Here is a 26,299-nt window from a genome sequence, read left to right as displayed (position 1 = left end):
CTCCCGGGCCTATAATTTGTATCTATTCGATAGCCTCAAAGACGTTGCCCAAGAATACCTAACAGAGCCTCAAATTGAGGCTCTGCGTCAATCTTATGTGGTAGCAAGAGATGCCCATGAAGGGCAAACCCGCTCAAGCGGTGAACCATACATCATCCACCCAGTCGCTGTGGCTCGAATCTTGGCCGAAATGCGCCTCGATATCGAAACCCTCCAAGCTGCTTTGCTGCATGACGTCATCGAAGACTGTGACGTTACAAAAGAAGATCTCGAAGAGAAATTCGGCAATACCGTCGCTGAGCTGGTTGATGGTGTATCTAAACTGGACAAACTCAAATTCCGCGATAGGAAAGAGGCTCAAGCCGAGAACTTCCGTAAGATGGTTCTGGCGATGGTGCAAGACATCCGCGTTATCCTGATCAAACTGGCTGACCGTACGCACAACATGCGCACGTTAGGTGCCCTGCGCCCCGACAAAAAACGCCGTATTGCTCGCGAAACACTGGAAATCTACGCGCCGCTGGCTCACCGTCTTGGTATTCACAATATCAAAACGGAACTTGAGGAGCTTGGCTTCGAAGCGCTTTACCCGAACCGCTACCGCGTTCTAAAAGAAGTGGTAAGAGCGGCACGTGGTAATCGTAAAGAGATGATCCAACGTATTCACAGCGAAATTGAAGGTCGACTCGAAGATGTTGGCTTGAATGCGCGCGTGTTAGGTCGTGAAAAGAACCTGTTCTCCATCTATAACAAGATGAAAACCAAAGAACAGCGTTTCCACACCATCATGGATATCTACGCTTTCCGAGTGGTTGTTGATACTGCCGATACTTGTTATCGCGTTCTAGGCCAAGTACACAGCTTGTATAAGCCACGTCCTGGTCGTATGAAAGATTACATTGCGGTACCAAAAGCGAACGGCTACCAATCGCTACATACTTCTATGGTTGGTCCACATGGCGTGCCAGTTGAAGTTCAGATCCGTACCGAAGATATGGATCAAATGGCGGACAAAGGTGTCGCTGCGCACTGGTCATACAAAGACAAGGGCGACAAGTCTGGCACAACAGCGCAAGTGAAAGCTCAGCGTTGGATGCAAAGCCTGCTTGAGCTACAACAAAGCGCTGGTAACTCATTCGAATTCATTGAAAACGTAAAATCGGATCTTTTCCCAGATGAGATTTACGTCTTCACACCAAAAGGTCGTATCGTTGAATTGCCATTAGGCGCAACGGCTGTCGACTTTGCCTATGCCGTACATACTGATGTCGGTAACTCTTGTGTTGGTGCTCGTGTTGACCGTAACCCTTACCCACTAAGTAAGGCACTGAAGAACGGTCAGACAGTAGAAATCATCAGTGCACCAGGTGCGCGTCCAAACGCGGCTTGGTTAAACTATGTCGTGACTTCTCGCGCTCGCACTAAGATTCGTCAAGTATTGAAGACCATGCGTCGTGAAGAATCGATTACCTTAGGTCGTCGTCTACTGAATCACGCTTTAGGTCGTCATTCGATTGATTCAATCTACCCAGAAAACATCCAAGAAGTGCTGACTGATCTGCGCCTAGAAAGCGTCGATGATCTGCTAGCAGCAATTGGTTTGGGTGAGTTGATGAGTATCGTCATCGCACGTCGCTTATTGGGTGACACTGATGAATTGACCACCACAAGCTCGATTCCAAACGAATCTAACAAGAAACTGCCAATCCGTGGTGCAGAAGGTCTGCTACTGACTTTCGCAAATTGTTGTCACCCTATCCCGGATGACCACATTATCGCTCACGTATCGCCAGGTCGTGGTCTTGTGGTTCACCGTGAAACGTGTCCAAACGTTCGCGGATACCAGAAAGAGCCGGACAAATACATGGCAGTCGCTTGGTCTGAAGAGTACGACAAAGAGTTCATCGCGGAACTGAAAGTCGATATGCTCAATAACCAAGGTGCGTTAGCGGAATTGACCAATGTGATTTCGAAAACCGGTTCGAACATTCACGGTCTTTCAACCGAAGAACGCGACGGTCGCTTGTACACCGTTACCGTTCTGCTAACCACCAAAGATCGTGTTCACCTTGCTGGCATCATGCGTAAGATTAAGACCATGCCACAGGCGACTCGAGTCAGACGAAGAAAGAACTAAACTCTATCGCCACCCACACTCTGGGTGGCGATTTTTTTATATCCCTATTTATTATGAATTTAGAACGTTACAACCGCATCCATCAGGTGTTAAAAGCACGCCAAACCGACCTCACCCTGTGCCTTGAAGAAGTTCATAAGCCGAACAACGTTTCTGCAGTGATCCGTACCGCTGACGCAACAGGCTTACACAAAGTTCATGCGATTTGGCCCGACAAAATGCGCACACTGACCCACACCTCAGCAGGGGCACGCAACTGGGTTGAAGTGGATACTCACAATTCGATTGAAACTGCGATTACCGAGCTCAAAGCACAAGGCATGCAAGTTCTGGTCACCAACCTTTCGGACACCGCGGTCGATTTTCGTGAGATCGACTACACCAAGCCAACGGCAATCATTCTGGGTAGCGAAAAAATTGGCGCTTCAGAGCAAGCGAAGAAACTCGCAGACCAAGACATCATTATTCCAATGATCGGTATGGTGCAGTCTTTAAATGTCTCAGTCGCCAGTGCTGTGATTCTTTATGAAGCGCAGCGTCAGCGTGAAGCCGCTGGTATGTACGAACGTGATGAAAGCGCACTGCCAAAAGAGACCATCAACCGCATTCTGTTTGAGCGAGGACATCCGGTCTTAGCAAAAGTAGCAAAACGCAAAGGGCTAGAATATCCACAACTTGATGACGAAGGCCAAATTGTGGCTGACGACTCGTGGTGGAAAGAGATGCAAAGTAAATAATCAACTTTTGTTATCCTGAATAGCGGCGAAGGAGCGAAATTCGACTCCTCACGAAGCTGTATTTTTCCCTGTACAAAAACACAGCTTCGTGGTTAACATACTGCTATGTTAACTATTTTCTTGAGCCCGCTATGTCTGCCCAAATGTTATCTGCTATTCCTTTAACCTCTCTGTCTGGAGTTGGCGCCAAAGTCGCAGAAAAACTCGCCAAAGTTGGCTTGCATAGCGTTCAAGATCTACTGTTCCACCTTCCTCTTCGTTACGAAGATCGCACTCGCATTTACCCAATAGCCAAGCTGCATGCTGGGCTCTGGGCAGCGGTACAGGGCAAAGTCATGGCTGTCGATACTACTTTCGGCAAACGCAAAATGCTGACAGTAAAAATCAGCGACGGCAATGGCACCATTACTCTACGCTTTTTTAACTTTACTGCCGCGATGAAGAACAATTTCTCGAATGGTAAGTTAGTACACGCTTACGGTGAAATAAAGCGTGGTGGTATGGGCTTAGAGATTGTTCACCCTGACTACAAGTTTTATGTAAGTGAACAAAAGCCGGATGTGGAACAAAGCTTAACCCCCGTTTATCCAACCACCGATGGGTTACGTCAAATCACTTTGCGTAACCTGACGGAACAAGCCTTATCACTCCTCGATAAAGCCGCAGTGCAAGAGTTGCTGCCTTCCGGTTTGTACAATCACCAGATCACCATGTCGCAAGCATTGCATACGATTCATCGACCGCCTCCAACCATTAATTTGGATGAGTTTGATGAAGGTAAACACCCAGCTCAAATTCGTTTGATCATGGAAGAATTACTGGCGCAGAACCTCTCTATGTTGGCAGTGCGCAGCAAAGGACAACAGGACGTTGCATTGCCTTTGGCGTTGTGTAACTCGCTGAAAAAGCAACTACTGGCTCAATTGCCCTTCTCGCCGACGAATGCTCAAGCACGAGTCGTTAAAGAAATTGAAGCCGATTTGGAAAAAACGCACCCAATGATGCGCCTTGTTCAAGGTGACGTAGGCTCGGGGAAAACTTTAGTTGCCGCACTCGCAGCAGTCAGAGCAATTGAACACGGCTATCAAGTCGCTTTAATGGCACCGACCGAGCTACTCGCCGAACAGCACGCGATTAACTTCGCTAATTGGTTCGAGAAAATGGGCATTCAGGTCGGTTGGCTGGCGGGCAAATTGAAAGGTAAAGCCAAAGAAGCCGAACTAGCCCGAATTGCCAGTGGTGAAGCACAAATGGTAGTGGGCACTCACGCCCTTTTCCAAGAGCATGTTGAGTTTCATCATCTTGCTTTGGTCATTATTGATGAACAGCACCGCTTTGGTGTCCACCAGCGCTTAGAGCTACGCGAGAAAGGCGCAAAACAAGGCGCTTATCCACATCAGCTCATCATGACAGCAACGCCAATTCCGCGAACATTAGCCATGACTGCTTATGCCGACTTAGAAACGTCGGTGATTGATGAGTTACCACCGGGTCGAACACCAATCCAGACGGTCGCAATTCCAGACACCAAACGCGATGATATCGTCGAACGAGTGCGCAATGCCTGCTTAAACGAAGGCAAACAAGCGTATTGGGTATGTACCTTGATTGATGAGTCCGAAGTCTTGGAGGCTCAAGCTGCTGCCGACACTGCAGAAGAGCTGCAACGTAAACTGCCTGACGTAAAAATTGGTCTAGTGCACGGACGAATGAAGCCCGCTGAGAAGCAAGCGGTGATGCAGGATTTCAAAGACAACAAGCTGCATTTGCTGGTCGCAACGACAGTGATTGAAGTAGGTGTAGACGTACCCAATTCCAGCCTGATGATCATCGAGAACCCAGAGCGTTTAGGTTTAGCTCAGTTGCACCAGCTTAGAGGTCGTGTTGGTCGAGGCTCAGTGGCGAGCCATTGTGTGTTGCTGTATCACTCGCCACTATCAAAAACCGCCCAAAAACGTTTAGGCGTATTACGAGAAAGCAACGACGGCTTCGTGATTGCACAGAAAGACTTAGAGATTCGTGGACCGGGTGAGCTTCTTGGTACCAAGCAAACTGGCTTGGCAGATTTTAAAATCGCCGACTTAGTGCGAGATCAGCGCTTAATTCCGGAAGTTCAACGCATTGCACGTTACATTCATGACAACTACCCGACGAATGCGACCGCAATTATTGACCGTTGGTTAGGCGAGCGTGACATTTATTCTAAGGCGTAAACGGGCTGCGCCTTAGAAGTAAGACGTTTCTTTCATCAATTCGATAACTAAATCACATCTAAATTTCTATTCTATTGATTTTAAATATGTAAAATCAATAACGTTTTATTAACACAACACACAGATGCGTTGTGCTATCGGCTAGGTTAGTTAAGCACTACTGCTAACCTCCACTCTGATAATAAATACGTTTCAAGGAGTAGAAATGAAGAGTACCTGCCTTAGGCTGTTGGCTTCAGCCTGTATTCTAAGTAGTGGTTCAGCATTTGCTGACACCTCAGATATGGCGAAATTGTTCGCTAAAGGATCGAGCTTTTTTAACCCAAAACTCTCCCCTGATGGTAAATACCTTGGGGTCGAATCCAAAGTGGATGGTAAAGATGCGCTGGTCATTCTCGACGCACAAACAATGAAGCCAACCAACATGCTTCGATTCCCAGACAACGAGCAAGTAGCCGATTATTACTGGGTCAACAATGAGCGCGTTGTCGCTTCAAAAGAAACCTTCACGGGCTGGTTTACTCAACCCTCACCCACAGGTGAATTTGTTGCCGCGAATGTCGACGGTTCTAAAACCGCCTACCTGTTCGGTCCTCAACCACCACAAAGCGGCAGCAGCGTTTCTAAACGAGGCAAAGCCACTCGCGCCTTCGGCATCATGTTAGACCCAATGCCAAATGACGAAAAGCACATGCTGATTGCTGCGATTCCATACAACCGCTCATTTGACATGGAAGAGGAAAAAGACGTCTACAAAGTCAATGTCTACAATGGTCGTGCGACCAAGCAGATGTCAGCCCCTATCAGAAACAGCTATTTCCTAGTTAACCATGATAACCAAGTCGGCTTTGTAACGGGCTCTGGTGATGATCTCAAACTCAAGTCTTTCTATCGCAATGGCAACAAGTGGCAATCCATCGCGACATTAGACAAACTCAATTTAGAAGAACTAACCCCCATTTCCTTCGCCGAAAACAACCATTCGATTTATGCCGCAGCAAGTAAAGACGGCTCACCCCAAGCGATTTACCATGTTGATTTAAAAACAGGAAAATACAAAGAAGTGGTTGCTGGCGAAAAGGTTTCACCACATAACTTTTGGCTTGATCAGCAATCCAAGCAACTGTACGCCATTGAATATGAAAAAGACTATCCAACCTATGCCTTCGTGGACGACAAGCACCCGCTGAGCAAGCAGTTGAAGCAACTACTGGCGACATTTGAAGGTCATCAAGTCCGTATTCTTAGCCAAACAGAAAATGGCGATAAATTCATTGCTCTGGCATTTAATGACCGTAATCCCGGCGATTATTACCTATTCAACACAGATCCTGTCGAAGGTCGATACCTCTTCTCTGCACAGAAATGGCACGACCCGAAAAAAATGGCAGAAGTTCGTCCATTTGCTTTCACGGCAAGAGACGGGCAGGAAATCAATGCCTTGCTAACACTTCCACCGGGTAAAGCGGAAAAGGACCTACCTTTGATTGTGAACCCGCACGGTGGACCTCACGGACCGCGTGACTGGTGGGAATTCAATCCAGAGAACCAGTTCTTAGCTCAAAAGGGCTATGCTGTTCTGCAAATCAACTTCCGTGGTAGTGGTGGCTTTGGAGATAATTTTGAAGAACTTGGATACCGTAAATGGGGTACCAATATTCAATACGACATCATTGATGCCACTCGCCATATCATCAAGCAAGGTATTGCCGATGCCGATCGTATCTGTATTTCTGGCGGTAGCTTTGGTGGCTACAGTGCGCTTCAAAGTGCTATCGTCGAACCGGAACTATTCCAGTGTGCAGTAGGTAGCTTTGGCGTCTATGACCTTGAAATGCTTTACACTGAAGGCGACGTAAAAGACCGCAAGTCAGGCGTTAACTATCTAGAAGAAGTGATCGGTCGTGATAAGAAAGAGCTTCAATCCATGTCACCCGTTCATCATGTCGACAAGCTAAAAGCAGACATTATGTTGGTCCACGGAGCCAAAGATGAGCGAGCACCAATTGAACAATTTGACGCCTTAGTGGAAGCGCTCAAAGCGATCAATTATCCGCACAAAACAATGGTGATCGGCGATGAAGGGCACGGATTTTATAATGATGAGCACCAAGCCAAGTACCTTACTCAAATTGGTGAGTTCTTCGATAAACACTTAAAAAACTAAACTCCCAATGTAAAACCTTAAAGGCGATAACCATTCCGTTATCGCCTTTTCTTTTCAGCCCAAAGCAAACGTTTGCTTTTTGAATAAATCCCTCTATAATCGCGCTCAAAATTTATGGTGTGCACCTTGTCACATCAAACCAACCTGAGTTGACACTGATTAACAGCAATCACAGGTCATAACGTCAACTCCACCCAGCACTCCCATTCAGCGAGCTCTGGGGCAAGAATTATTGCGACTAGCGAGACAAACATGACAACTTCAAACCGAACTTCGGAACTGGTCTATCAGTTAAACGATCGCCCACCATTACCTCAGACCATTTTTGCTGCACTTCAGCACTTATTGGCGATGTTCGTAGCCGTTATCACCCCTTCTCTGATCATTTGTCAGTCTTTGGGTGTGCCTGCTGACCAAACCAACACCATCATCAGCATGTCGCTGTTTGCATCTGGCGTGTCTTCCTTTATTCAAATTCGTACCTTTGGTCCTATCGGCTCTGGCTTACTTTCAGTGCAAGGCACCAGCTTCAACTTCCTTGGTCCAATCATTGGTGCGGGTCTTTCTCTTAAAGCCGGCGGCGCGGACATTAGCACCATGATGGCAGCGATTTTCGGTACTATCTTGGTAGCGTCTTTTGCAGAAATCCTGCTATCTCGCGTTTTAGAACACGCACGCCGCATCATCACGCCATTGGTATCTGGCATCGTCGTGACGCTTATCGGTCTGACGCTTATCCAAGTGGGTTTGGTATCAATGGGCGGAGGCTATGCTGCAATGGGCGATGGCTCTTTCGGTAGCCTAGACAAGTTAGCTCTCGCTGGCACAGTACTTGGCTTGATCGTAATCCTTAACCGCTCAAAGAACCCATACCTACGTGTTGCATCAATTGTAATTGCAATGCTGGTTGGCTACGTCATGGCGTACTTCATGGGCATGGTCGACACGTCAACACTGGGCGAAACTGACCTCATCGCACTGCCGATCCCAATGCAATACGGCTTAAGCTTCGACTGGTCGTTGTTTATTCCACTGGTTCTGATTTTCTTCATTACGGCACTAGAAGCAATTGGTGACATTACCGCAACGTCTGAAGTTTCCGGTGAGCCAGTAAAAGGTCCGGTTTACATGAAGCGTATCAAAGGCGGCGTATTGGCAGATGGCCTAAACTCAGCCATTGCTGCGGTATTCAACAGCTTCCCGAACTCTACCTTCAGCCAAAACAACGGCATCATCATGCTCACTGGTGTAGCAAGTCGTTATGTGGGTTACTTCATCTCAGGCATGCTAGTAATTTTGGGGCTGTTCCCGGGCGTGGCAAGCTTTGTTCAGCTGATTCCTGAGCCAGTTCTGGGCGGCGCGACTATCGTGATGTTCGGTACCATTGCTGCAGCGGGCGTACGCATCATCTCTCGTGTCGACCTTGATCGCCGCGCAATCCTAATCATGGCACTGTCATTCTCGATGGGTTTGGGCATTGCACAAAAACCTGAAATTCTGCAATTCATGCCTGAGTTTATTAAGAGCATTTTCTCAACAGGTGTGGCAGCAGGCGGCATCACCGCTATCGTATTGAACCTACTGCTTCCAGAAAAATTGGAAGAGGAAGATGAGCTGGTAGCTCAAGAGATAAAAGAATCCTAACCTTGCCTAGGATGATCGGGGAGCCCAACCAGACTTTGGTTGGGCTTTTTTATTGGAATCAGTTGAGCGAAGAAAGCTTACTTGGTTGGGAAGCTGATTTGCGCGCTTAACCCACCTTCACTACGGTTACGTACCACAACCGAGCCAGAGTGTTGACTGACGATGCGCTTAACAATGGCTAAGCCCAAGCCTGTCCCTTCACTGCCACGAGCAGTATCACCACGAGTAAAAGGTTCAAACAAGCGTGCGATTTGTGATTGCTCAATGCCTGGGCCATTGTCTTCAACACAAACCCACACCAGCTGTTTGTCGGCGGTGACGCCCGTACTGATTTTCACCCAGCCATTACCATAACGCAGAGCATTGACCACAAGGTTACTCACCGCGCGTTTAATCGCGATTGGACTGCCTTTCGCGGTTGGCATCGTAGGGTTGAGGTCAGTTTCGATTTCGACTTCATAACCCCCTTCCGACGTTGCTACATCGCTGGTAATGGTATTGATGTCCACCTGCTCAAACGACTCTTTATTTACTGGCTTGAGGTAGTCCATAAACTGACTGATGATCTCGTTACACTCTTCGGTATCACTGATGATGCCTTCGGCTAAGTAACTGTCTTCAGGTGACATCATTTCTGTCGCAAGGCGAATACGCGTCAGCGGCGTGCGTAAGTCGTGGCTGATGCCTGCCATCAGTAGCGCACGATCTTCTTCCAGTTCTTGAATGCCTTTCGACATCTGGTTGAATGCGCGAGTTACAGAGCGGATTTCTGAAGCACCTTTCTCTGGCAATGGCGGCGGAATTTCACCTCGACCTACTCCTTTCGCGGCTTTTTCTAGCGCAATCAAAGGTCGGTTTTGCAAACGGATAAACAACCAGCCACCAGCAATGATCAGAAGCGCCATGATCAAGCTGTTACGGAACAGCGGAGCAAAATCTTCTTCTTGCAGTTCAGAGAGCGGAATACGGATGATGGAGTTCGGCAACTGATCGATACGCATCCACAGAATGTAGCTTTCACTGCCAAGCAGCAAACGCACTTCCGTTGGAGAACCGAGCTCTTGCGTCATCTCTTCCGACATCAAATCAATCGACATCGCATGATTGAACTCATTCATCATCTCGCTATCGACGCTATGTACCGTCACGCCCAGGTTTTCCAGCAGTTGATGACGGAGTGGCGCATCGGACTTGAGTAAACCATCTTCATCGAGCACTAGATTCAATTCGTGAGCGAGAATTTTGTTGAACTGCTGCAAACTTGGCATCAACGCGTAGTTAAAAACGGCGTAGTAAGAAAAGACTTGGCTAGCGAGAAGCAAAGAGATAAACAGCAGAATGGATTGTGTAAATGAACTTCGGATTCGCATGGAGAGTTCCTAATGGACTGTTCCTAGTGAACAACATTAATTGCGAGTTTCCAGCCCTCAAACAGGAAGGGGGTTTGAGGGTGGAATATGAGCAGCCGAGTATTATCGGCAGACCTTAGAGGTAATTACGCTTCTTTGCCGTCTGGGACGAACACGTAACCTAAGCCCCATACCGTTTGGATGTAGCGCGGCTTGCTTGGATCATCCTCTAGCATACGGCGTAGACGCGAGATTTGAACGTCGATAGAACGCTCCATCGCTGAGTATTCACGACCACGAGCCATATTCATCAGCTTATCGCGCGACATCGGCTCACGAGCGTTGGTCACAAGCGCTTTCAGCACTGCGAATTCACCCGACGTCAGTGGCATCGCTTCATCACCACGGAACATTTCACGCGTACCGAGGTTCAGACGGAAGTCACCGAACTCAACCACTTTCTCTTCCGTGCTTGGCGCACCTGGCAGTTCAACCGTTTGGCGGCGAAGTACTGCTTTAATACGAGCTAGCAGTTCACGCGGGTTGAACGGCTTTGGTAAGTAATCGTCTGCACCTACTTCAAGACCAACGATACGATCAACTTCATCGCCTTTCGCCGTCAGCATAAGGATAGGTAGCATGTTGTTGGCGTGACGTAGACGACGACAAATCGATAAGCCATCTTCGCCCGGCAACATTAAATCCAGCACCATAAGGTGGAAGTTTTCACGGGTCAGAAGACGATCCATCTGCTCGCCGTTAGCGACACTTCTCACCTGAAAACCTTGCTCAGAAAGGTAACGCTCTAAAAGAGCACGCAAACGAGCATCGTCATCAACCACTAATATTTTATGATTTTCCTGCATTGAAACATCCTTTCAGAGGCATCTATAGTCAAAAATGTATCACTGTTTTTTCAAACGTGCTTGTGCAAATTGTTACTCTTTTTATCTTAGCCACGGTTTTGATGATTTATTTCGACGTTTCGCATTATTTTTCTTCTCACCACAACAATTTACAGTCAGACAAAATCAAGGCTAATATGATCAACAGAATCCAATAACGGCTGATTTACTTCTAATGAAAACCAATTTAATTACCCGTGAAGGCTACAATCGCCTAAAAACCGAACTCGACTTTTTATGGCGAGAAGAACGCCCAGAAGTCACCAAAAAAGTCACTTGGGCAGCAAGTTTGGGCGACCGAAGCGAAAACGCAGATTATCAGTACAACAAAAAACGCCTGCGTGAAATTGACCGTCGTGTCAGATACTTACGTAAGCGCCTAGAGCAAGTCAAAGTGGTGGATTACTCGCCTCAGCAAGAAGGCAAAGTGTTCTTTGGTGCTTGGGTGGAAATTGAGAATGAAGCGGGCGATGTGAAGAATTTCCGCATCGTTGGTCCCGATGAAATCTATGGTGATGCAAAAGGCTATATCTCAATTGATTCCCCAATGGCTCGTGCACTACTAAAAAAAGAAGTCGATGACGAATTCGCAGTAAGAACGCCGGAAGGCTACAAAGAATGGTTTATCAACAGCATTCGCTACCAAGCCGAAGAACATTGATTCTGCGACCGGATAAAAGAAAGCCGCACTTTTTAGTGCGGCTTTTGCATTTTTAGATACCAATCTTGAGGATTACTCTTCGTAGTCTGGCTTCTCGGTCACAATGTAGTTGGTATCGCTGGCAACGATCGCACCGTGCTTCAAGAAGTTCTTACCCAGAATCATGCTGTAATGGAAGCGGCTACGATCTTGCAAGTTAACGCGAATCTTCTTCTCCAGTTCACCCAGCTTAACGTGCATTTCCACCACAGGGCGTACGTTGGCTTTCTCACCTTTCTTGGCTTTGATGCGCATCACGTCGACAACGGGCTTGGTAAATTCTTTCTTCATGCCGCTGTCGTTCTCGTAGGTGAAGCTCACCATGTCTTTACCATCTTTCTCGAACTGCTTGATGTTATGAGCATTAATTGAGCTCACATCCGCGCCCGTATCCAATTTCACAGGGAAAGACATGCCTTCCACTTCCGCCACCTCAATGTGGCCCGCTCTAAACAACGGGCGCGCATCTAGTAAGTGGTCTGCACGTGTATTTAGCAATACGCCGCCTTTCGCCATGTTATGCCCAAAGACAAAGAACGGCTGTGCTTGATCGTCTTTCTCCAGTACATCAATGGCAAATTCGATACTCTTCTCTTCATCACCAAACAGGAAGTCACCTTCGACGACTGGGCGAACCGAATCTCCCACTTTGAGCTTCTTCAATACGCGTTTAGTGATTTTCTCTTCCTTGCCGTTCGCGCTTGGCAGGTAGAAGGTCACCACTTCTTTCTTGTCTTTTTCTGTCAATTCAAAGCCATCGACACGCAACAGCGGCGTTTTCACCGCGAAAGTTGGATACGCAGGCAGTACATGACCATCAATGTTGACTGACTCTTCTGGTGAGATAACCAATGGCTTAGATTTCAGAGCATTCTTAAATGACTTTTCAACACCACCGAGCAAGTTCTCTTTGTCGGTATCGATCACGAAGTGCTGGCTTGCCACGTCTTTGCCCAGACGGATTTGTGAGCTGAAGCCGCTGCGATCACGCAGGTATACCAGCCATTGTTGCGTCTCGGTTTCGCTCACTTGCACCGGAAGGTAAACCAAAGGGCGCTCACTCTTGCTGGTTTTCAACATACGCACGAGTGGCAATGTCATTGGGTGACGCTTACCGTTTTCGCCTTCAAGGGTGAAAGAAACTTGGTTTTTCTTCTTATCGACTTTGATGTTCAGCGCATGTACGTTGGTGTAACGACTGGTGGTCGAAATGCTTACCTTGTATGGCACCCCTTCCACTTCCACCGTTTCTTTCTTGCCGATCATCTGCGCCTTTTGTTGCTCTTGTAGGTAATCGTAACCAGCAAACACCCACGCGTTGTTATCGAGGTAAGTCTTACCAATCAAGATAGGGGCTGAGAATTGAGTGCGCTTGGTCAGGTTGACCACGGTGTCCACAGTGTGCCCTGCAATGGTCATCGGCATTTTCACTGTCGGACGTAAAATTGGTTTTTCACTGGTACGACTACGGATCGCACTGATGCGTTCAAGATCATCAGTGATCTTAATTTCTTTACCTGTGTACGGATGATGAATAGTGAAGCTCACGGTGACTTGATACGGCTCGAAGCTATCGGCATCCCATTTGGCTTTGGTGCCGCCAAGATCATCAATGATGGCCCACATCAGCTTGTCATCTTTAAGGCTCTTGTATTCAGGATTACTACTGCTAACGTGGATGTTTTCTGCGTGCATTGAGGTGGTATCTGCACCGGTATCAATCTTGCCGATAAAAGGCACATCGCTTAGCTCAGGAATTTCGCTGTAGTAAACACTCTCTACTCGCCCCAATACGACTTTATCATCAAGTTGGTAAATCGGATTTTGAGTGGTCGCGGAAAGTGTTTGCGACCAAGCGAGCGGCGTCGCCAATAAGGCACCAGAGAGCGCCAAAGCCAAAGACATTTTCTTCATCATTATTTTCCGTATGAGCTAAGGTACAGGGTTAGTCGATAACCAAATGTATAAGTTCTCAATTTACTTACAGTTTTGACACAAATCTGACTGATGTCCACCAGCGCTCGGTAAATTTTCGCGTGACTAGTTTAAAACATTGCAAATTCCATGAATGACCCCAATGTTCTATACACAACCAATACCTAAACAGAATTAAAGAGAATACACGGATGAGCCAAGCTATCTGTCGCATGATTGCTCAAGAGCTGAATGTTCGCCCTGAGCAAGTCAACGCTGCTGTAACCCTTATCGATGACGGTAACACTGTCCCATTTATTGCACGTTACCGTAAAGAGGTAACAGGCGGACTTGATGATACCCAACTGCGTACTCTAGACAGCCGTCTGTCTTACCTTCGTGAGCTTGATGATCGTCGTCAAACCATCCTGAAGTCGATCCAAGAACAAGGCAAACTTACACCAGAGCTAGAACAAGAGATCACTCAGGCAGACAGCAAGACTCGTCTTGAAGACTTGTACTTACCTTACAAACCAAAGCGTCGCACCAAAGGTCAGATCGCGATTGAAGCGGGTCTTGAGCCACTTGCAGACCAGCTTTGGAATCATCCGCAAACTGAGCCAGAAAGCGAAGCAAGCAAATACCTTGATGCAGACAAAGGTGTGGCAGACACCAAAGCCGCACTGGATGGCGCTCGCGCAATCATCATGGAACGCATCGCGGAAGACGCAAACCTACTGGAGAAAATCCGTGGTCACCTAAACCGCAATGCGGAAATGGGTGCTCGCGTCGTTGAAGGCAAAGAGCAAGAAGGTGAGAAGTTTAAAGATTACTTCAACCACAACGAACCATTAAGCAAAGTACCATCGCACCGCGCACTGGCAATGCTACGTGGTCGTAACGAAGGCTTCCTGACATTGGCAATGAATGCCGATCCAGAACAGGAAGAAGGCGCGCGTCAGTCTTACTGCGAAACGATTATCGCTGACCACTACGGCGTGACACTTAGCAGCGCACCTGCGGATACGTGGCGTAAGCAAGTGATCAGCTGGGCATGGCGCATCAAAGTATCGATGCACATGGAAACCGAGTTAATGGGCGCAATGAAAGAGCGCGCAGAAATCGAAGCGATTGAAGTATTTGCCACTAACCTAAAAGACTTGTTGATGGCAGCACCGGCAGGTCCTCGCGCAACACTTGGTCTCGATCCGGGTCTGCGTACAGGCTCGAAGATCGCTATTGTCGATCCGACTGGTAAGGTGCTTGCAACCGAAACCATCTACCCTCACCCACCACAAAAGCAATACGACAAATCAGCACAAATCGTTGATCAGTTGGTACGCAAGTACAATGTGGATTTAATTGCGATCGGCAACGGCACGGCTTCACGTGAAACCGACAGCTTTGTCGCCGACGTCATCAAACGTGGCAACTTGAAAGTTCAGAAAATCATCGTGAGTGAAGCGGGAGCATCGGTTTACTCAGCGTCTGAGCTTGCAGCAAAAGAATTCCCAAATATGGACGTGTCTCTGCGTGGTGCGGTGTCGATTGCCCGTCGCCTGCAAGACCCACTGGCTGAGCTAGTGAAAATCGATCCTAAATCAATTGGCGTGGGTCAGTACCAGCATGATGTTAGCCAATCAATGTTGGCAAAACGCCTAGATGCGATTGTGGAAGACTGTGTAAACGCGGTCGGCGTAGACGTGAATACCGCTTCTGCAGCGCTACTGACGCGCGTAGCGGGCTTGTCGAGCACCATCGCGCAGAACATTGTCGACTTCCGTGATGAAAACGGTCGTTTCGAAGCACGTACGACCTTGAAGAAAGTGCCTCGCTTGGGTCCTAAGGCGTTCGAGCAGTGTGCAGGTTTCCTACGTATTATGGATGGTAAGAACCCTCTTGATGCGTCTGCGGTTCACCCAGAAGCGTACCCAGTGGTAAAAGCGATCTCTGAGAAGAACAACAAAGACATCAAAGCACTGATTGGTGATTCAAGCTTCCTAAAAGGTCTGCATGCGGTCGATTACACCGACGATAACTTCGGTGTGCCAACCATTACAGACATCATCAAAGAGCTAGATAAGCCGGGTCGTGACCCGCGTCCAGAATTCAAAACGGCGACGTTTGCAGAAGGCGTAAACTCGGTATCTGACTTGGAACCAGGCATGATTCTAGAAGGCGTGGTGTCTAACGTAGCCAACTTCGGTGCCTTTGTTGATATCGGCGTTCACCAAGACGGTCTCGTACATATCTCTGCACTGACAGACCGCTTTGTGTCTGATCCACGCGAAGTGGTGAAGGCGGGCGACATCGTTAAAGTAAAAGTGATGGAAGTGGACGTGCAGCGCAAGCGTATTGGTTTATCGATGCGTATGAACGACGAGCCGGGTCAAGACAACCGCAGCCAACGCTCATCAGCAGCACCGCGTCGTAATGACCAACCGCAACGTCGTCAGCCTCGCCGTGATGACTCGTCATCTAACAGCGCGATGGGCGGTGCTTTTGCAGCAGCGTTTGCTAAAGCGAAAAAGTAATCTCGCCTAGGCTTCACCGCTAGCTCGTTTTCATAGCTAAAAAAGAAACGCTCCGGTCAGGTAATCTGCTCGGAGCGTTTTTATTTGAGTAGGATATTGAGTCGTCATAATACTGCTATCACTTCTGACGGTGTATGGGGCGCGACCGAGTGACCATAATGAAACTTAATCACCTTCCTGCGCTTTTCCATCAATCCCTCTTTGACCGCAGCATCCAAAATGCGCTTAGGTAATCGAAAGCGTATCGCGTAGCCCTTACCCTGATCTTCGCTGTAACTCTTGAGCGCTAGCAAACCGAAAAGACGTTCTAGCGTGTCTTTCGGTTCTTCGTGATAACGGGTATCCACCTCGGGTTCCACTTCGTAGTCAGGATGCTCCGATGGGTCCCACGAGGATTGGCGTCGCCGTTTCTCATCACTTTTTACTTTGCGCTCCGCATTGGTTTTCGCCAGTGCGACTGTTGGCGTCACAGGTTCTCGGACTTTATTGTCACGAGCAGCTTGTTCCGTCTGCACATTAACGGATGGGGCGATCAGTGGCACGCTAACGTTAGCCGGTGACACAATCATTGCGAACCCTCCTCAGAGTCGCCCAACTCGTCAATACAGCAAACTCCTCCCACAAGAAGAGTTCGCTAAAACTTATATCGACCAATTTTTAATCAGCTTTAGGAGTTTTATTCGTTTAGATGTGCAGGCCTAACCGTTAAGCGGCAAATTCTCTCACTTGGAGACAAAACGCTTCATGTTCGGTCATGAACGGCGCATGAGAGGATTGATTGAAAACAAACTGCTGAGTGCTTGGCAACTGCTCGCTTAAGTCACTTGCCACTTTGATTGGCACTAAGCCATCAAGTCGACCATAAAGGCGCAGCATCGGCATAGAAAGGGAAGTCAGCGCATCGCGCAGATCCACATCGGCCAGAATGTTCAAACCAACCAACAACGAATCAGGGTTCGGCTGCGGACGCGATAGCACCGCTTGTTTGAGTTGTTTCACGTCTTTGCGCGCAGACGGGCTGCCCATCGCTTGCAGCGCCATAAAACGTTCAATAGTGACAGAGAAGTCTTCCAGCAATTGATCGGTGAATGCGGTTAACACGTTAGGTTGAATACCACGCCAAGGACGCTCAGCAGCAAATTTTGGTGAACTTGCTACCGTGATTAATTTGCTCACACGTTGCGGAGCATTAAGTGCAATGTGGGTTGCCACCAAGCCACCTAATGACCAGCCAAGCCAAACTGCTTTCTCTGGTGCGTCTTGCAAAACAAGGTCAGCGATTTTTGCTAAGTCTTCAGCGTGAGATTCTGCGCTGTGTCCGTATCCCGGAAGATCGACCACATGCACTCGGAAATAAGGTTGAAGAGACTCGACGGTCTGCTGCCATACCGCACCATTCATACCCCAACCATGAAGCAACACCAAATCTGGTCCTTGACCAAATGACTGCCAGTGTAAATTCGTGCTCATGCTCTCGTTCTCTCCTACTTATCTTATTCCTTACAACGCAATCCAAGCTTTAGTCTGATGGCTCGCTCACCTTGGATGGATTGTATGTTATCTCATCAATGGCAAAACATCATGCATCGCGTACTCAGTAGCCAATGCGGATTATGCCGATTTCCCATACCTCACCGCCAAACGCCCAACCTAATGCGTTGGTGTGACAGCTGTTTTGACCACCTCACACCAATCAAACGCTGCTCACGTTGTGGTTTAAAAATGACAGAAGAGGAATCACAATCCTCCGCAGAGTGCGGAGAATGCTTGAAAGAGCCACCACCATGGCGGCGTTTGTATACCTTAGGTGACTATGACTTTCCGCTCTCTCAACAAGTACAGCGCTTTAAAGATCACGGCGAGGCATGGCAGTTGAGTACGCTTACTCAACTATTAGCAGAACGAATTGAGCAGCCTGCCCCCGTCATCACCAGCGTGCCCGTTCACTGGCAGCGCTACATAAAACGAGGCTTCAATCAGAGCCATATCTTAACCAAACACCTCGCCCGCCATTTAGATGTGCGATATGAAAGCAAGGTATTTAAACGTGTCAAAAGTGCTCAGTCGCAGCGAGGAAACAAAAAAGCCAGTCGCGAGCAAAATCTGCAAGGGGCATTTGCCCTACAAGGTGAGGTGGACTTTTCCCACGTCGCGATTATGGATGATGTGGTTACAACAGGTAGTACGGTCCGACAATTATGTCATTTACTACTTGAAGTTGGCGTAGAAAGCATCGATATTTACTGCATCTGCAGAACTCCTGCCCCCGGCTCAATCTAGATCGCTTCGCCATGTCTTAGCATCAAAAAGACTAGACCGAGGCGTCAACAGGAGTAGAATAGCAGCAATAGCCTACAAAATTACTCAGGTATTCGTCGTGTCAAATATTACTATTACAGAAACTGCGCAAACGCATTTCGCCAACCTTTTAGGTCAACAGCCTGAAGGCACAAACATTCGTATTTTCGTCGTGAACCCAGGAACACAAAACGCAGAGTGTGGCGTGTCTTACTGCCCACCAGAAGCCATTGAAGGTACTGACACTGAAATCCCTTACAGCGGTTTTTCAGCTTACGTTGACGAGCTAAGCCTACCGTTTCTAGAAGACGCTGAAATCGACTTTGTGACAGACAAAATGGGTTCTCAGCTAACACTAAAAGCGCCAAACGCAAAAATGCGTAAAGTGGCGGACGACGCTCCACTTGTAGAACGTGTTGAGTACGTAATCCAAACTCAAGTGAACCCACAACTTGCAGGTCACGGTGGTCACGTAAATCTAGTTGAAATCACAGACGATGGCATCGCAATCGTAGCATTCGGCGGCGGTTGTAACGGTTGTTCAATGGTCGATGTAACGCTAAAAGAAGGCATTGAAAAAGAACTTCTAAACCAATTCGTTGGTGAACTGACGGCAGTTCGCGATGCAACAGAGCACGATCGTGGTGATCACTCTTACTACTAAGTCGTTCATGGCTTGTTAGCGATGCATATCGACGAGAAATGGGAGGCGTTTGCCTCCCATTTTTGTTTTCAATTGAGTTAAGCTGAATCATCACGCTAGAAACTCGAGCTTTCTTCTCATATATTAAGAAATCTCATTTCTCTCGCTGAGTAAACGACACTAAGGAGCCAGCGCTATGTCGAAAAGGACCCCACCAGAGATACTCTCTTGTCAGACGGTCGCACAATCTAAGCTGTTTGCAGTGGAAGCCCTCGACCTTCGCTTCTCTAATGGTGAACTGCGTACTTACGAGCGCATGAAACCAAGTGGTCGCGATGCCGTGATGGTAGTGCCTATCACTGAGCAAGGTGACTTACTGCTAGTACGTGAATACGCGGCGGGCACAGAACGCTACGAACTGGGCTTTCCGAAAGGTCTTATCGACCCTGGAGAAACACCGATAGAAGCAGCAGATCGAGAGTTAAAAGAAGAAATTGGTTTTGGTTCTCATGAGCTAACACCCTTAAAACAAGTGATCCTTGCGCCTTCTTACTTCTCGAGCAAAATGACGCTGTTCTTGGGACAAAACCTATACCCAGAGAAACAAGAAGGTGATGAGCCAGAACCATTAGAAATCGTTCGCTGGCCATTAGCGCAAGCGGAAGAACTATTAACGCACTTAGATTTTTGTGAAGCACGAAGCATCACAGCGTTGATGTTGGCACTGAAACACTTACAAAACACCACTCACAAACAAAATTAATCACAGCCGAAGAGCTGGACCATAATAGTGAGAAAGGACCATTACTTATGCCAATGACAAAAGATTTATCTCACCTGCTTCCGCAAGTCATCGAAATTGCTCGCAGCGCAGGACAATTGATTCTCGATATATACGAGAAAAAGCAGTACGAAGCATACACTAAAAGTGACGAGACCCCAGTCACCAGCGCAGATATCGCGGCGCACAAGCTGATCACCGAGCGTTTAAGTGAGTTGACGCCAGATATCCCGGTGCTTTCTGAAGAAGCTGCAGATATTAGCTTAGAGCAGCGTGCACAATGGGAACGCTACTGGTTAGTCGACCCACTTGATGGCACACAAGAGTTCATCGCACGCAGCGGCGACTTTGCAACCATTATTGCGCTTATCGACAACAACAAACCCACCATGGGCGTAGTCTACGGTCCAGTTTCTGGTGTTACGTATTATGCATACAACGGTAAGGGCGCGTGGAAGATTCCAGACATGTCTGAAAGTGTAAAAATCCACACTCATAAACATGAGCAACCTGGACAAAACATTGCTATCGCGATCAGCCGTCGTCAAGACATTAACCGCATCACGAGCCGCATGAGTAGCGCTTGGAATTACGATTTGATTCCACTTGGCTCTGCCGCACTCAAAGCGTGCCTTGTTGCTGAAGGTGCAGTGGACTGTTATTTACGTCTAGGTCCAACTGGCGAGTGGGATACCGCTGCTACACAATGCATTGTAGAAGAAGCGGGCGGACGAATTCTCAGTACGCAACTTGAACCGCTATCTTACAATGAGCGCGAGACGTTGGAGAACCCAAACTTTATCGTACTTGGCGATGCTGATTTGCCTTGGAATGAGATTCTACAACACAAAGATTGATCGCCACTCAACCTGACTATATCAATGAGAAAGAAGGTCACGAATTCACTTCGTGGCCTTTCTTTTTGCCTTTTGTACAGCGTTAGGAGTATTTGGCCTACTATGATCCAAATGCTTACCAACCTGCACAAAGCCGCATTATTCACATAAAAATCATAAGGTTAAGGATCAAACTAATAACCAAATAAGTTTTCGTACAGCAAATAGAGGGTTTAGCCTACCATGATCCAAAAGCAAAAAGAGCTGCACACTGGCAGCTCTTTGATAATGTTCTGAATGACAGATTTGGCTAGAAACGCCCTTTGTAATCAAACTCGTATTGACCTTGCGAGTTAGGGTTACCCAGCCATTTTAGTTGGTCGCTCATACCCGATGGGAACTCCGCTCCTGGTTTAAACCAAGCTTTCGTTGAGTAACGCTGATTTGGCATGAGCTCAGCGGAAAACGCCGCTGATACTTGTTGACTCTTCTGTTCGCCAGACGCTGATAATACGCTGTCTTTACAGTTTAAATCGGCAATGACAGGCCCAAGTTCAAGGCTACCTAGCGGGCTTTGAATACCACTCGCACTCCAAACTAACGTGCCTTCCGCAGTCTTACACCAAGGTGCTGCGTATGTCGCATGGCGGATGTTCAGTTCAAGTTGCCCTTCCACCCCAACAGGAACTGGAAGGCGTGCCTGTTCAACCACTTTTGCCGCAGGAATAGATGCGACTAAGTTTTCAGCATACGGACCACTGGTAAGGCTGTAGCCAACCAAACCTCGTCCACGAACGTCCATATCGCTACCGCGACCAAAACGTACCGCAAACTCGGCTTTACCGGTAAATAACCCCGACAGTTGGAAGTCCCAGTTCAATTCTCCCAGGTTTTGACGCTGCCAACGCACATTGGATGCGCTACCTTGCCAAACCGTGCCTTGCGCACCTTGAATATCTAAACCTCGCACCATAGGCACTTGTTGTAGTACCCAAGAGATTGGCAAACCAGCAATTAAACTAGTCGAGAAAAAGGCAATAAAAATAACAACGTAAAGAACAGCTTTTTTCACCTTAACCTCGCTTAAATTGCAGGCGGTTTACGTCGATCATACCAGCTTGCTCAGTACGGTCGATGTCTAGGAATTCCACCTCAATCCCTTGTTGTTCTTTTAGATAACGCAACCAATCCACCATCTGATTGAATGCCAGAGGCTTAATCCACACCTGAACGCTATCATTACGCGGTTGTACACGGATCAGTTCAACTTTGTAGCGGCGCGCAGATGAAGACACCACTTGGTTCAATGGTTGATTGGAAAAGCTAACACCGCCACTTTTACGTAGTGCGGTAATATCATCGGCTTTATCTTGTACCCAAGTTAGCAGTTGTTTCTCACTTTGAATTCGAGACTGAGCTAATTCAGCTCGTTGATTCATTGGCTGCAAAAGACCCCAGTAAATGATGCCAAGGACAGCAATAATGCTACCGCCCATCACCAGACGCTGCTCACGTTGCGAGATGCTGCTCCACCAAGCTTGAGCTTGTGCGATTAAATTTTTCATCATCACCTCACTGACGCTTCAACACAAAACTGCCCATCACAACGTTGCCGTTGCGGTTCAACTGACCTTGTTCGACGTTAAACTTCTCCGCCAGTTTCACACGTGCTTGTTCAAATGGCTGGAAGTCAGAGCTGCTCGCTTGAATACGAACTTCGCCACGTTGACCGTCATATTTAAAACTGGTGATTTGCAGATCATTCACCTGTCCCAGAGTCGTTGGCAGTGCCGCGATCCAAGACAGCATCGCCACATCACTCGAACCACCAGATAAACGGCGTTCTTCATCGGTCATTTGACGCTTCAAATAGCTGACTGTCGGAATACGACGCTTATTCGGGAATATTTGACGGAAAATACGTTCACTTTCTTCGCGATACGCTTGAGCTTGCACTTCGTATTTATGAACCATCAACAATTGTTGACCAACAAGTACCACCAACAACACACCAGCGGCAATCGCTGTTTTCTGCCATACCTTAACGTACTTACCCCACGAGGATTTCGGTTTAAAAGCGCCAGTGAGGAGATTGATTTTGCTCTCTGCAACCCCTTTCGCCAGCAGTGCCATGGTCATTTCTTCTGGTTTTGCTACCCAGATATCTGGCACCGTTGATTCTGGTACAGAGCTGTAGCAATCAAGCTTCCAACCTTCATTACTTTGAAGGTAAGCGGATAAATACAGATCGAGCCAGGATGCATCCACCACGGCACCTTGAGTGTCAGAATGACGAATTAACCATTGGTCGCCTAGCATTGCAGCCGAACTGTTTTCATCATTCGCAGGCATTGCCAAAACATCAGGCAACATACGCTTGATAACAAGACCTTGGCTGGAGAAACGCTGCAAAATGGTTTGAATCCAAGCTCGCTCCACTGCACACACTTGTGCTGTTTCTGCTTGCTTGTTTAATACTGTGAAATGCAGGTTGTCCACGTCTTGCGCGACTTCGTCTTCCACCAGATATGGCAGCATGCTGTCAAACTGACGCGATGCGCCTGGTGGGATATCTACTTCTGTTAACACAACATCATTACTGGCTAACAGCGCAACAATTTGGCGCTGATCAGCGTAGGCTACCAGTTCGTCCAGATGTTCCCATCCGGAAATTTCACCACTGGCAATCACCTCTTGCTGTTGTGTCGACCACACCAACCATGGAATGGTACTTTGTTGTTCGCTACTCAGCCGAACGGTCAGAAACTCGCTCACTGATTCCTCCAAAACGACGGCGAACGACAGTCACCGTTTCTCTATTTGTACTTTGCAAAAGGCTTCGAATACGCACTCGGGATTCATCCACCAACACCTGTGCATCCAGTTCAAAGAAGGAACTGTCTACTCCCAAATAACCTTTGGCATTTTTCTTTACATCACCACTTAAGCCAGCTAATTCCGACTCAGCTAAAAATTCATCAACGCTATCCCAACCATCAAAAGGACGCTTTTCTATCAGTTGCACCGCATCGCTGCTACTCAAGCCGGGCGTAAACATCGCAACTAAGATCGGTGCTTGTTCAACGTCAATTGTGTTTACGTTCAAACGCCAATCATCGTTTGGGAGCGCACAAACCATTGGGGCTATCTTCTGATAGATATCGCCACTCACTTGGTAAACCGCACGTAACTCACTCGCATCCGCCATCCATCCATTTGGTGGCAAGTATTGGGGTTTCATCGCTTCATAGGTGCTGTCTTCCACACCTGCCGTAGAACGCACTGTGCTATCACTATCAACATATTCCCATGTTGAATCGGCAATCACTTCAGCTTGGTAAGGTTCAACGTCCATTTCTTCCATCAAGCGTTGAAAAACTTGCACTAAGTATGGGCGAGTTGCTTGCGCGCCGTTAGGTTGGACACTTGCCAATACGTTCAAGTTAAAGCATGCCTGTTTATCGATAATACGACCAGCGGCTTGACCATAGTCGAGCGGATAAACCTGCTCTTTGATCGCCCACGGCTGACTTAAATTAATGGTATCGCTGTCTTTGTAACTTTGCTCAATACCAATTTCGGCTAGAGCCTCTACCCCTAAGCTGTACCAATACGCCTGCTGATAATTAATCTGGTTTGAAGCGCGTTGAAACTGCAAAAACAGTCGCTCTGACATACTTGCGGCGACTGTCGTCATGATGGCAAGTAGCATCAAAACGATAAGGAGCGCGACCCCACGTTGACGACTAGCCATTATTACCTCCAGAGGAGTTGTTACCCCCAGACGAGTTGCTACCGCCAGAGTTATCTTGGCTACTTGACGCAAGTTTTCCATCCGGCGTCAGATAGGTGCGAGTGATCTCACCATAGTCTTTTAGCTTCAAAATAACCGATACCGCTTTAGGTAACTCACTGCTACTTGCCCATTCTTTCTTCCATGACTTTCCATCATAAAAGCGCATATCGAATTCTTCGACCTGAGTGAGTAAAGGCGTCACGATCCCTTCTTGCCCTGTTGGCGTATCTGGGTATCGCCACCACACACGTTGCAGCACTTCATCTTTAATGCGATAGCCCACTTTCGTGACTTCACCACGTGGAAATTGCTGTTGTGGGTTGTGCCAACCTAGACGAGCAAACATCACGCCTTTTGAATCTGAATCAAGCAGATAATCTGACCAAAACAGTAGTTGCTTTGATGGTTCTTCGCCATTGGTACGCATCTGACGCATTGCCATTTGGCGAAAATCGTTATCCATCATCACCATCGCACGTTGCAGCTCATTAAGGCGCTGAGTACGCTCTTGGGACAACACATTACTGCGCTGCACTTGTGACACGACTTGGTAAGCAGCAACACTCATACTGGCAAAAATGGCAATCGACACCAGTACTTCAATCAAAGTAAAACCACGTTGATTGCGTTTGCGGTGTTTGTTGATACGTTGAATCTTACTGCGCAACATAACTTCTCACCGTAACCACTGGGCTCGCGTTTTTCTCAGTCGCGACACTGACATCAAATGCTTTCAGCAATGGCTGCGTGGTGGCAACGGGTGTGATTTTCCAATACCAAGTGCGCCCTGCTAGCTCTTCAGTACCGTTCTTTGCTTTAAGCTTTTCCGTTGAGAGCATCACATTCGCCATTTGGTTATCCACAACCATAGCTGCAAACATTTTTTCTTCTAAATAACTGACCGTATTGATGTGTTGGCTCACAGAGCGGATCACACTGATCGCGGCTGTGGCAAAAATCGCAAGTGCGACTAACACCTCAAGTAATGTCATACCTCGAGTATTGCAGTGCGATGTGCCAATACGATTTGGCTTAGAATGTCGTATTGTCATCGTCTTCTGCTTCTTCTCCTGGCGCTAATAACTCTATCTCGCCAGTCTCTTTACCAATAATCCGCCAGCCATCGTTAAATGCATCTCCCTCTTCAGGGAAGAATGACAGGGTGAAAGGCGTAATCTCTGCACTAGAGAAAATGAACACTTGAGGTGGCTTCACTTTCTTTTTCTTTTTGTCCTCTTCCTCAGCAAACATGTCTTCATCAAACAGGGAGCCAGGTTCGAACAGTCGATCGTCTTTATCCCACGCACCACCACCTAAATCCAACTGCAGAGAAATATCCCCCTCAAGCTTGGTTTCACTTGGGATCTGCTTTAATTCCAGTGGTTGCCAGCCATCTTGGGTCAAGCTCAATAAAGTGTAGGTAGATTTAACGTCATCAACACGCAAACCAAAATCTTTGCCACTTAGTACTGCTTCTTCATTAAGCAGTTGTAAGCGCTGAAAAAAACTGTGCGCGTATTGTTTGGAAAGGTCTTTTTGACTGGTAGGCAAAGTTGCGATCACCGCGACAGCGGTAAGGGATAACAAAACCAGCACCAATAGAATTTCTATCAATGTAAAACCGAGGTGTTTTTGCATTTTTTTC

At 47.6% G+C, this 26,299-nt stretch carries 23 protein-coding genes; 11 read left to right on the top strand and 12 right to left on the bottom strand.

The features are described 5' to 3' along the window. Positions 1–16: 16 nt before the first annotated feature. The 5 genes from spoT to NL647_RS14550 all read left to right on the top strand — a co-directional run bounded on the left by spoT (position 17) and on the right by NL647_RS14550 (position 8,898). The gene (gene spoT / locus NL647_RS14570) at positions 17–2,137 is read left to right on the top strand and encodes a bifunctional GTP diphosphokinase/guanosine-3',5'-bis pyrophosphate 3'-pyrophosphohydrolase (RefSeq protein WP_005434453.1); all 2,121 of its coding nucleotides are present in this window, start codon (positions 17–19) and stop codon (positions 2,135–2,137) included. Between the two features lie 53 nt (positions 2,138–2,190). Then, entirely contained in the window at positions 2,191–2,874 is a 684-nt protein-coding gene (gene trmH, locus NL647_RS14565) for a tRNA (guanosine(18)-2'-O)-methyltransferase TrmH (protein ID WP_101904319.1), read from the top strand. Between the two features lie 131 nt (positions 2,875–3,005). Continuing rightward, positions 3,006–5,087 (top strand): ATP-dependent DNA helicase RecG, encoded by a 2,082-nt coding sequence (gene recG / locus NL647_RS14560; RefSeq protein WP_050939261.1) that lies wholly within the window; start codon positions 3,006–3,008, stop codon positions 5,085–5,087. A gap of 205 nt (positions 5,088–5,292) precedes the next feature. Continuing rightward, positions 5,293–7,254 carry a S9 family peptidase gene (locus tag NL647_RS14555; RefSeq protein WP_017189968.1) on the top strand — a complete coding sequence of 654 codons (1,962 nt, stop codon included), beginning with the start codon at positions 5,293–5,295 and terminating at the stop codon, positions 7,252–7,254. Between the two features lie 252 nt (positions 7,255–7,506). After that, on the top strand, positions 7,507–8,898 hold the full coding sequence (locus NL647_RS14550; RefSeq protein ID WP_050922472.1) for a uracil-xanthine permease family protein: 1,392 nt from the start codon (positions 7,507–7,509) through the stop codon (positions 8,896–8,898). Between the two features lie 77 nt (positions 8,899–8,975). On the opposite strand, the gene envZ is transcribed toward NL647_RS14550, so the two are convergent. Further along, positions 8,976–10,268, bottom strand: a complete 1,293-nt coding sequence (gene envZ, locus NL647_RS14545) for a two-component system sensor histidine kinase EnvZ (RefSeq protein ID WP_005448471.1) — start codon at positions 10,266–10,268, stop codon at positions 8,976–8,978. A gap of 125 nt (positions 10,269–10,393) precedes the next feature. Further along, positions 10,394–11,113 (bottom strand): two-component system response regulator OmpR, encoded by a 720-nt coding sequence (gene ompR / locus NL647_RS14540; RefSeq protein WP_005430151.1) that lies wholly within the window; start codon positions 11,111–11,113, stop codon positions 10,394–10,396. 214 nt (positions 11,114–11,327) lie between these two features. Here ompR and greB point away from each other — a divergent pair, with 214 nt between their 5' ends. After that, positions 11,328–11,813 (top strand): transcription elongation factor GreB, encoded by a 486-nt coding sequence (gene greB / locus NL647_RS14535; protein ID WP_005448472.1) that lies wholly within the window; start codon positions 11,328–11,330, stop codon positions 11,811–11,813. Positions 11,814–11,885: 72 nt separating this feature from the next. Here greB and NL647_RS14530 read toward each other — a convergent pair whose 3' ends face one another. Next, positions 11,886–13,769 carry a RimK/LysX family protein gene (locus tag NL647_RS14530; RefSeq protein ID WP_154203273.1) on the bottom strand — a complete coding sequence of 628 codons (1,884 nt, stop codon included), beginning with the start codon at positions 13,767–13,769 and terminating at the stop codon, positions 11,886–11,888. 209 nt (positions 13,770–13,978) lie between these two features. Here NL647_RS14530 and NL647_RS14525 point away from each other — a divergent pair, with 209 nt between their 5' ends. After that, positions 13,979–16,300, top strand: coding sequence for a Tex family protein (locus NL647_RS14525; protein WP_017189965.1), 2,322 nt, complete (start codon positions 13,979–13,981; stop codon positions 16,298–16,300). Between the two features lie 104 nt (positions 16,301–16,404). Here the strand turns inward: NL647_RS14525 and NL647_RS14520 are convergent, their stop codons facing one another. Both NL647_RS14520 and bioH read right to left on the bottom strand, forming a co-directional pair. Then, a complete protein-coding gene (locus tag NL647_RS14520; RefSeq protein WP_009698973.1) occupies positions 16,405–16,869 on the bottom strand; it encodes a hypothetical protein in 465 nt (154 codons plus the stop codon). A gap of 136 nt (positions 16,870–17,005) precedes the next feature. Further along, positions 17,006–17,770 (bottom strand): pimeloyl-ACP methyl ester esterase BioH, encoded by a 765-nt coding sequence (bioH, locus tag NL647_RS14515; protein ID WP_005448476.1) that lies wholly within the window; start codon positions 17,768–17,770, stop codon positions 17,006–17,008. An 84-nt stretch (positions 17,771–17,854) separates the two neighbouring features. Between bioH and NL647_RS14510 the strand changes: the two genes are divergently transcribed. From NL647_RS14510 to cysQ, 4 genes are all read left to right on the top strand, one after another. Continuing rightward, complete coding sequence (locus tag NL647_RS14510; protein WP_253650342.1) at positions 17,855–18,580, top strand: ComF family protein; 726 nt, start codon at positions 17,855–17,857, stop codon at positions 18,578–18,580. 97 nt (positions 18,581–18,677) lie between these two features. Further along, positions 18,678–19,262: a Fe-S biogenesis protein NfuA gene (nfuA, locus tag NL647_RS14505; RefSeq protein WP_005448480.1), complete on the top strand. Its 585-nt coding sequence runs from the start codon at positions 18,678–18,680 to the stop codon at positions 19,260–19,262. Between the two features lie 175 nt (positions 19,263–19,437). Further along, positions 19,438–20,004 carry an ADP compounds hydrolase NudE gene (nudE, locus tag NL647_RS14500; RefSeq protein ID WP_009698975.1) on the top strand — a complete coding sequence of 189 codons (567 nt, stop codon included), beginning with the start codon at positions 19,438–19,440 and terminating at the stop codon, positions 20,002–20,004. 47 nt (positions 20,005–20,051) lie between these two features. Further along, complete coding sequence (cysQ, locus tag NL647_RS14495) at positions 20,052–20,879, top strand: 3'(2'),5'-bisphosphate nucleotidase CysQ (protein ID WP_005448488.1); 828 nt, start codon at positions 20,052–20,054, stop codon at positions 20,877–20,879. Positions 20,880–21,168: 289 nt separating this feature from the next. On the opposite strand, the gene NL647_RS14490 is transcribed toward cysQ, so the two are convergent. The 7 genes from NL647_RS14490 to NL647_RS14460 are packed head-to-tail and all read right to left on the bottom strand — an operon-like array spanning position 21,169 to position 26,292. Next, on the bottom strand, positions 21,169–21,930 hold the full coding sequence (locus tag NL647_RS14490; RefSeq protein WP_005448490.1) for a type II secretion system protein N: 762 nt from the start codon (positions 21,928–21,930) through the stop codon (positions 21,169–21,171). Position 21,931: 1 nt separating this feature from the next. Continuing rightward, entirely contained in the window at positions 21,932–22,423 is a 492-nt protein-coding gene (locus tag NL647_RS14485) for a type II secretion system protein M (protein ID WP_005448492.1), read from the bottom strand. Between the two features lie 7 nt (positions 22,424–22,430). After that, positions 22,431–23,633 carry a type II secretion system protein GspL gene (gene gspL / locus NL647_RS14480; protein ID WP_253650341.1) on the bottom strand — a complete coding sequence of 401 codons (1,203 nt, stop codon included), beginning with the start codon at positions 23,631–23,633 and terminating at the stop codon, positions 22,431–22,433. Then, complete coding sequence (gene gspK / locus NL647_RS14475) at positions 23,602–24,612, bottom strand: type II secretion system minor pseudopilin GspK (protein ID WP_009702503.1); 1,011 nt, start codon at positions 24,610–24,612, stop codon at positions 23,602–23,604. The genes gspL and gspK overlap by 32 nt, the downstream gene beginning before the upstream one ends. Further along, positions 24,605–25,324: a type II secretion system minor pseudopilin GspJ gene (gene gspJ, locus NL647_RS14470; RefSeq protein WP_050933789.1), complete on the bottom strand. Its 720-nt coding sequence runs from the start codon at positions 25,322–25,324 to the stop codon at positions 24,605–24,607. The genes gspK and gspJ overlap by 8 nt, the downstream gene beginning before the upstream one ends. After that, positions 25,311–25,706 (bottom strand): type II secretion system minor pseudopilin GspI, encoded by a 396-nt coding sequence (gene gspI / locus NL647_RS14465; RefSeq protein WP_020480854.1) that lies wholly within the window; start codon positions 25,704–25,706, stop codon positions 25,311–25,313. Before gspI ends, gspJ begins: the two co-directional genes overlap by 14 nt. Beyond that, on the bottom strand, positions 25,687–26,292 hold the full coding sequence (locus NL647_RS14460) for a prepilin-type N-terminal cleavage/methylation domain-containing protein (protein ID WP_033001300.1): 606 nt from the start codon (positions 26,290–26,292) through the stop codon (positions 25,687–25,689). The genes gspI and NL647_RS14460 overlap by 20 nt, the downstream gene beginning before the upstream one ends. Positions 26,293–26,299 lie beyond the last annotated feature (7 nt).

The organism is Vibrio sp. Y29_XK_CS5 (assembly GCF_024181835.1).
In the GTDB taxonomy this organism is placed as follows: Bacteria; Pseudomonadota; Gammaproteobacteria; order Enterobacterales; family Vibrionaceae; genus Vibrio; species Vibrio harveyi.
The sequence above is the reverse complement of the archived record's forward strand: the minus strand, read 5'-3'. Positions and strand labels throughout refer to the sequence as shown.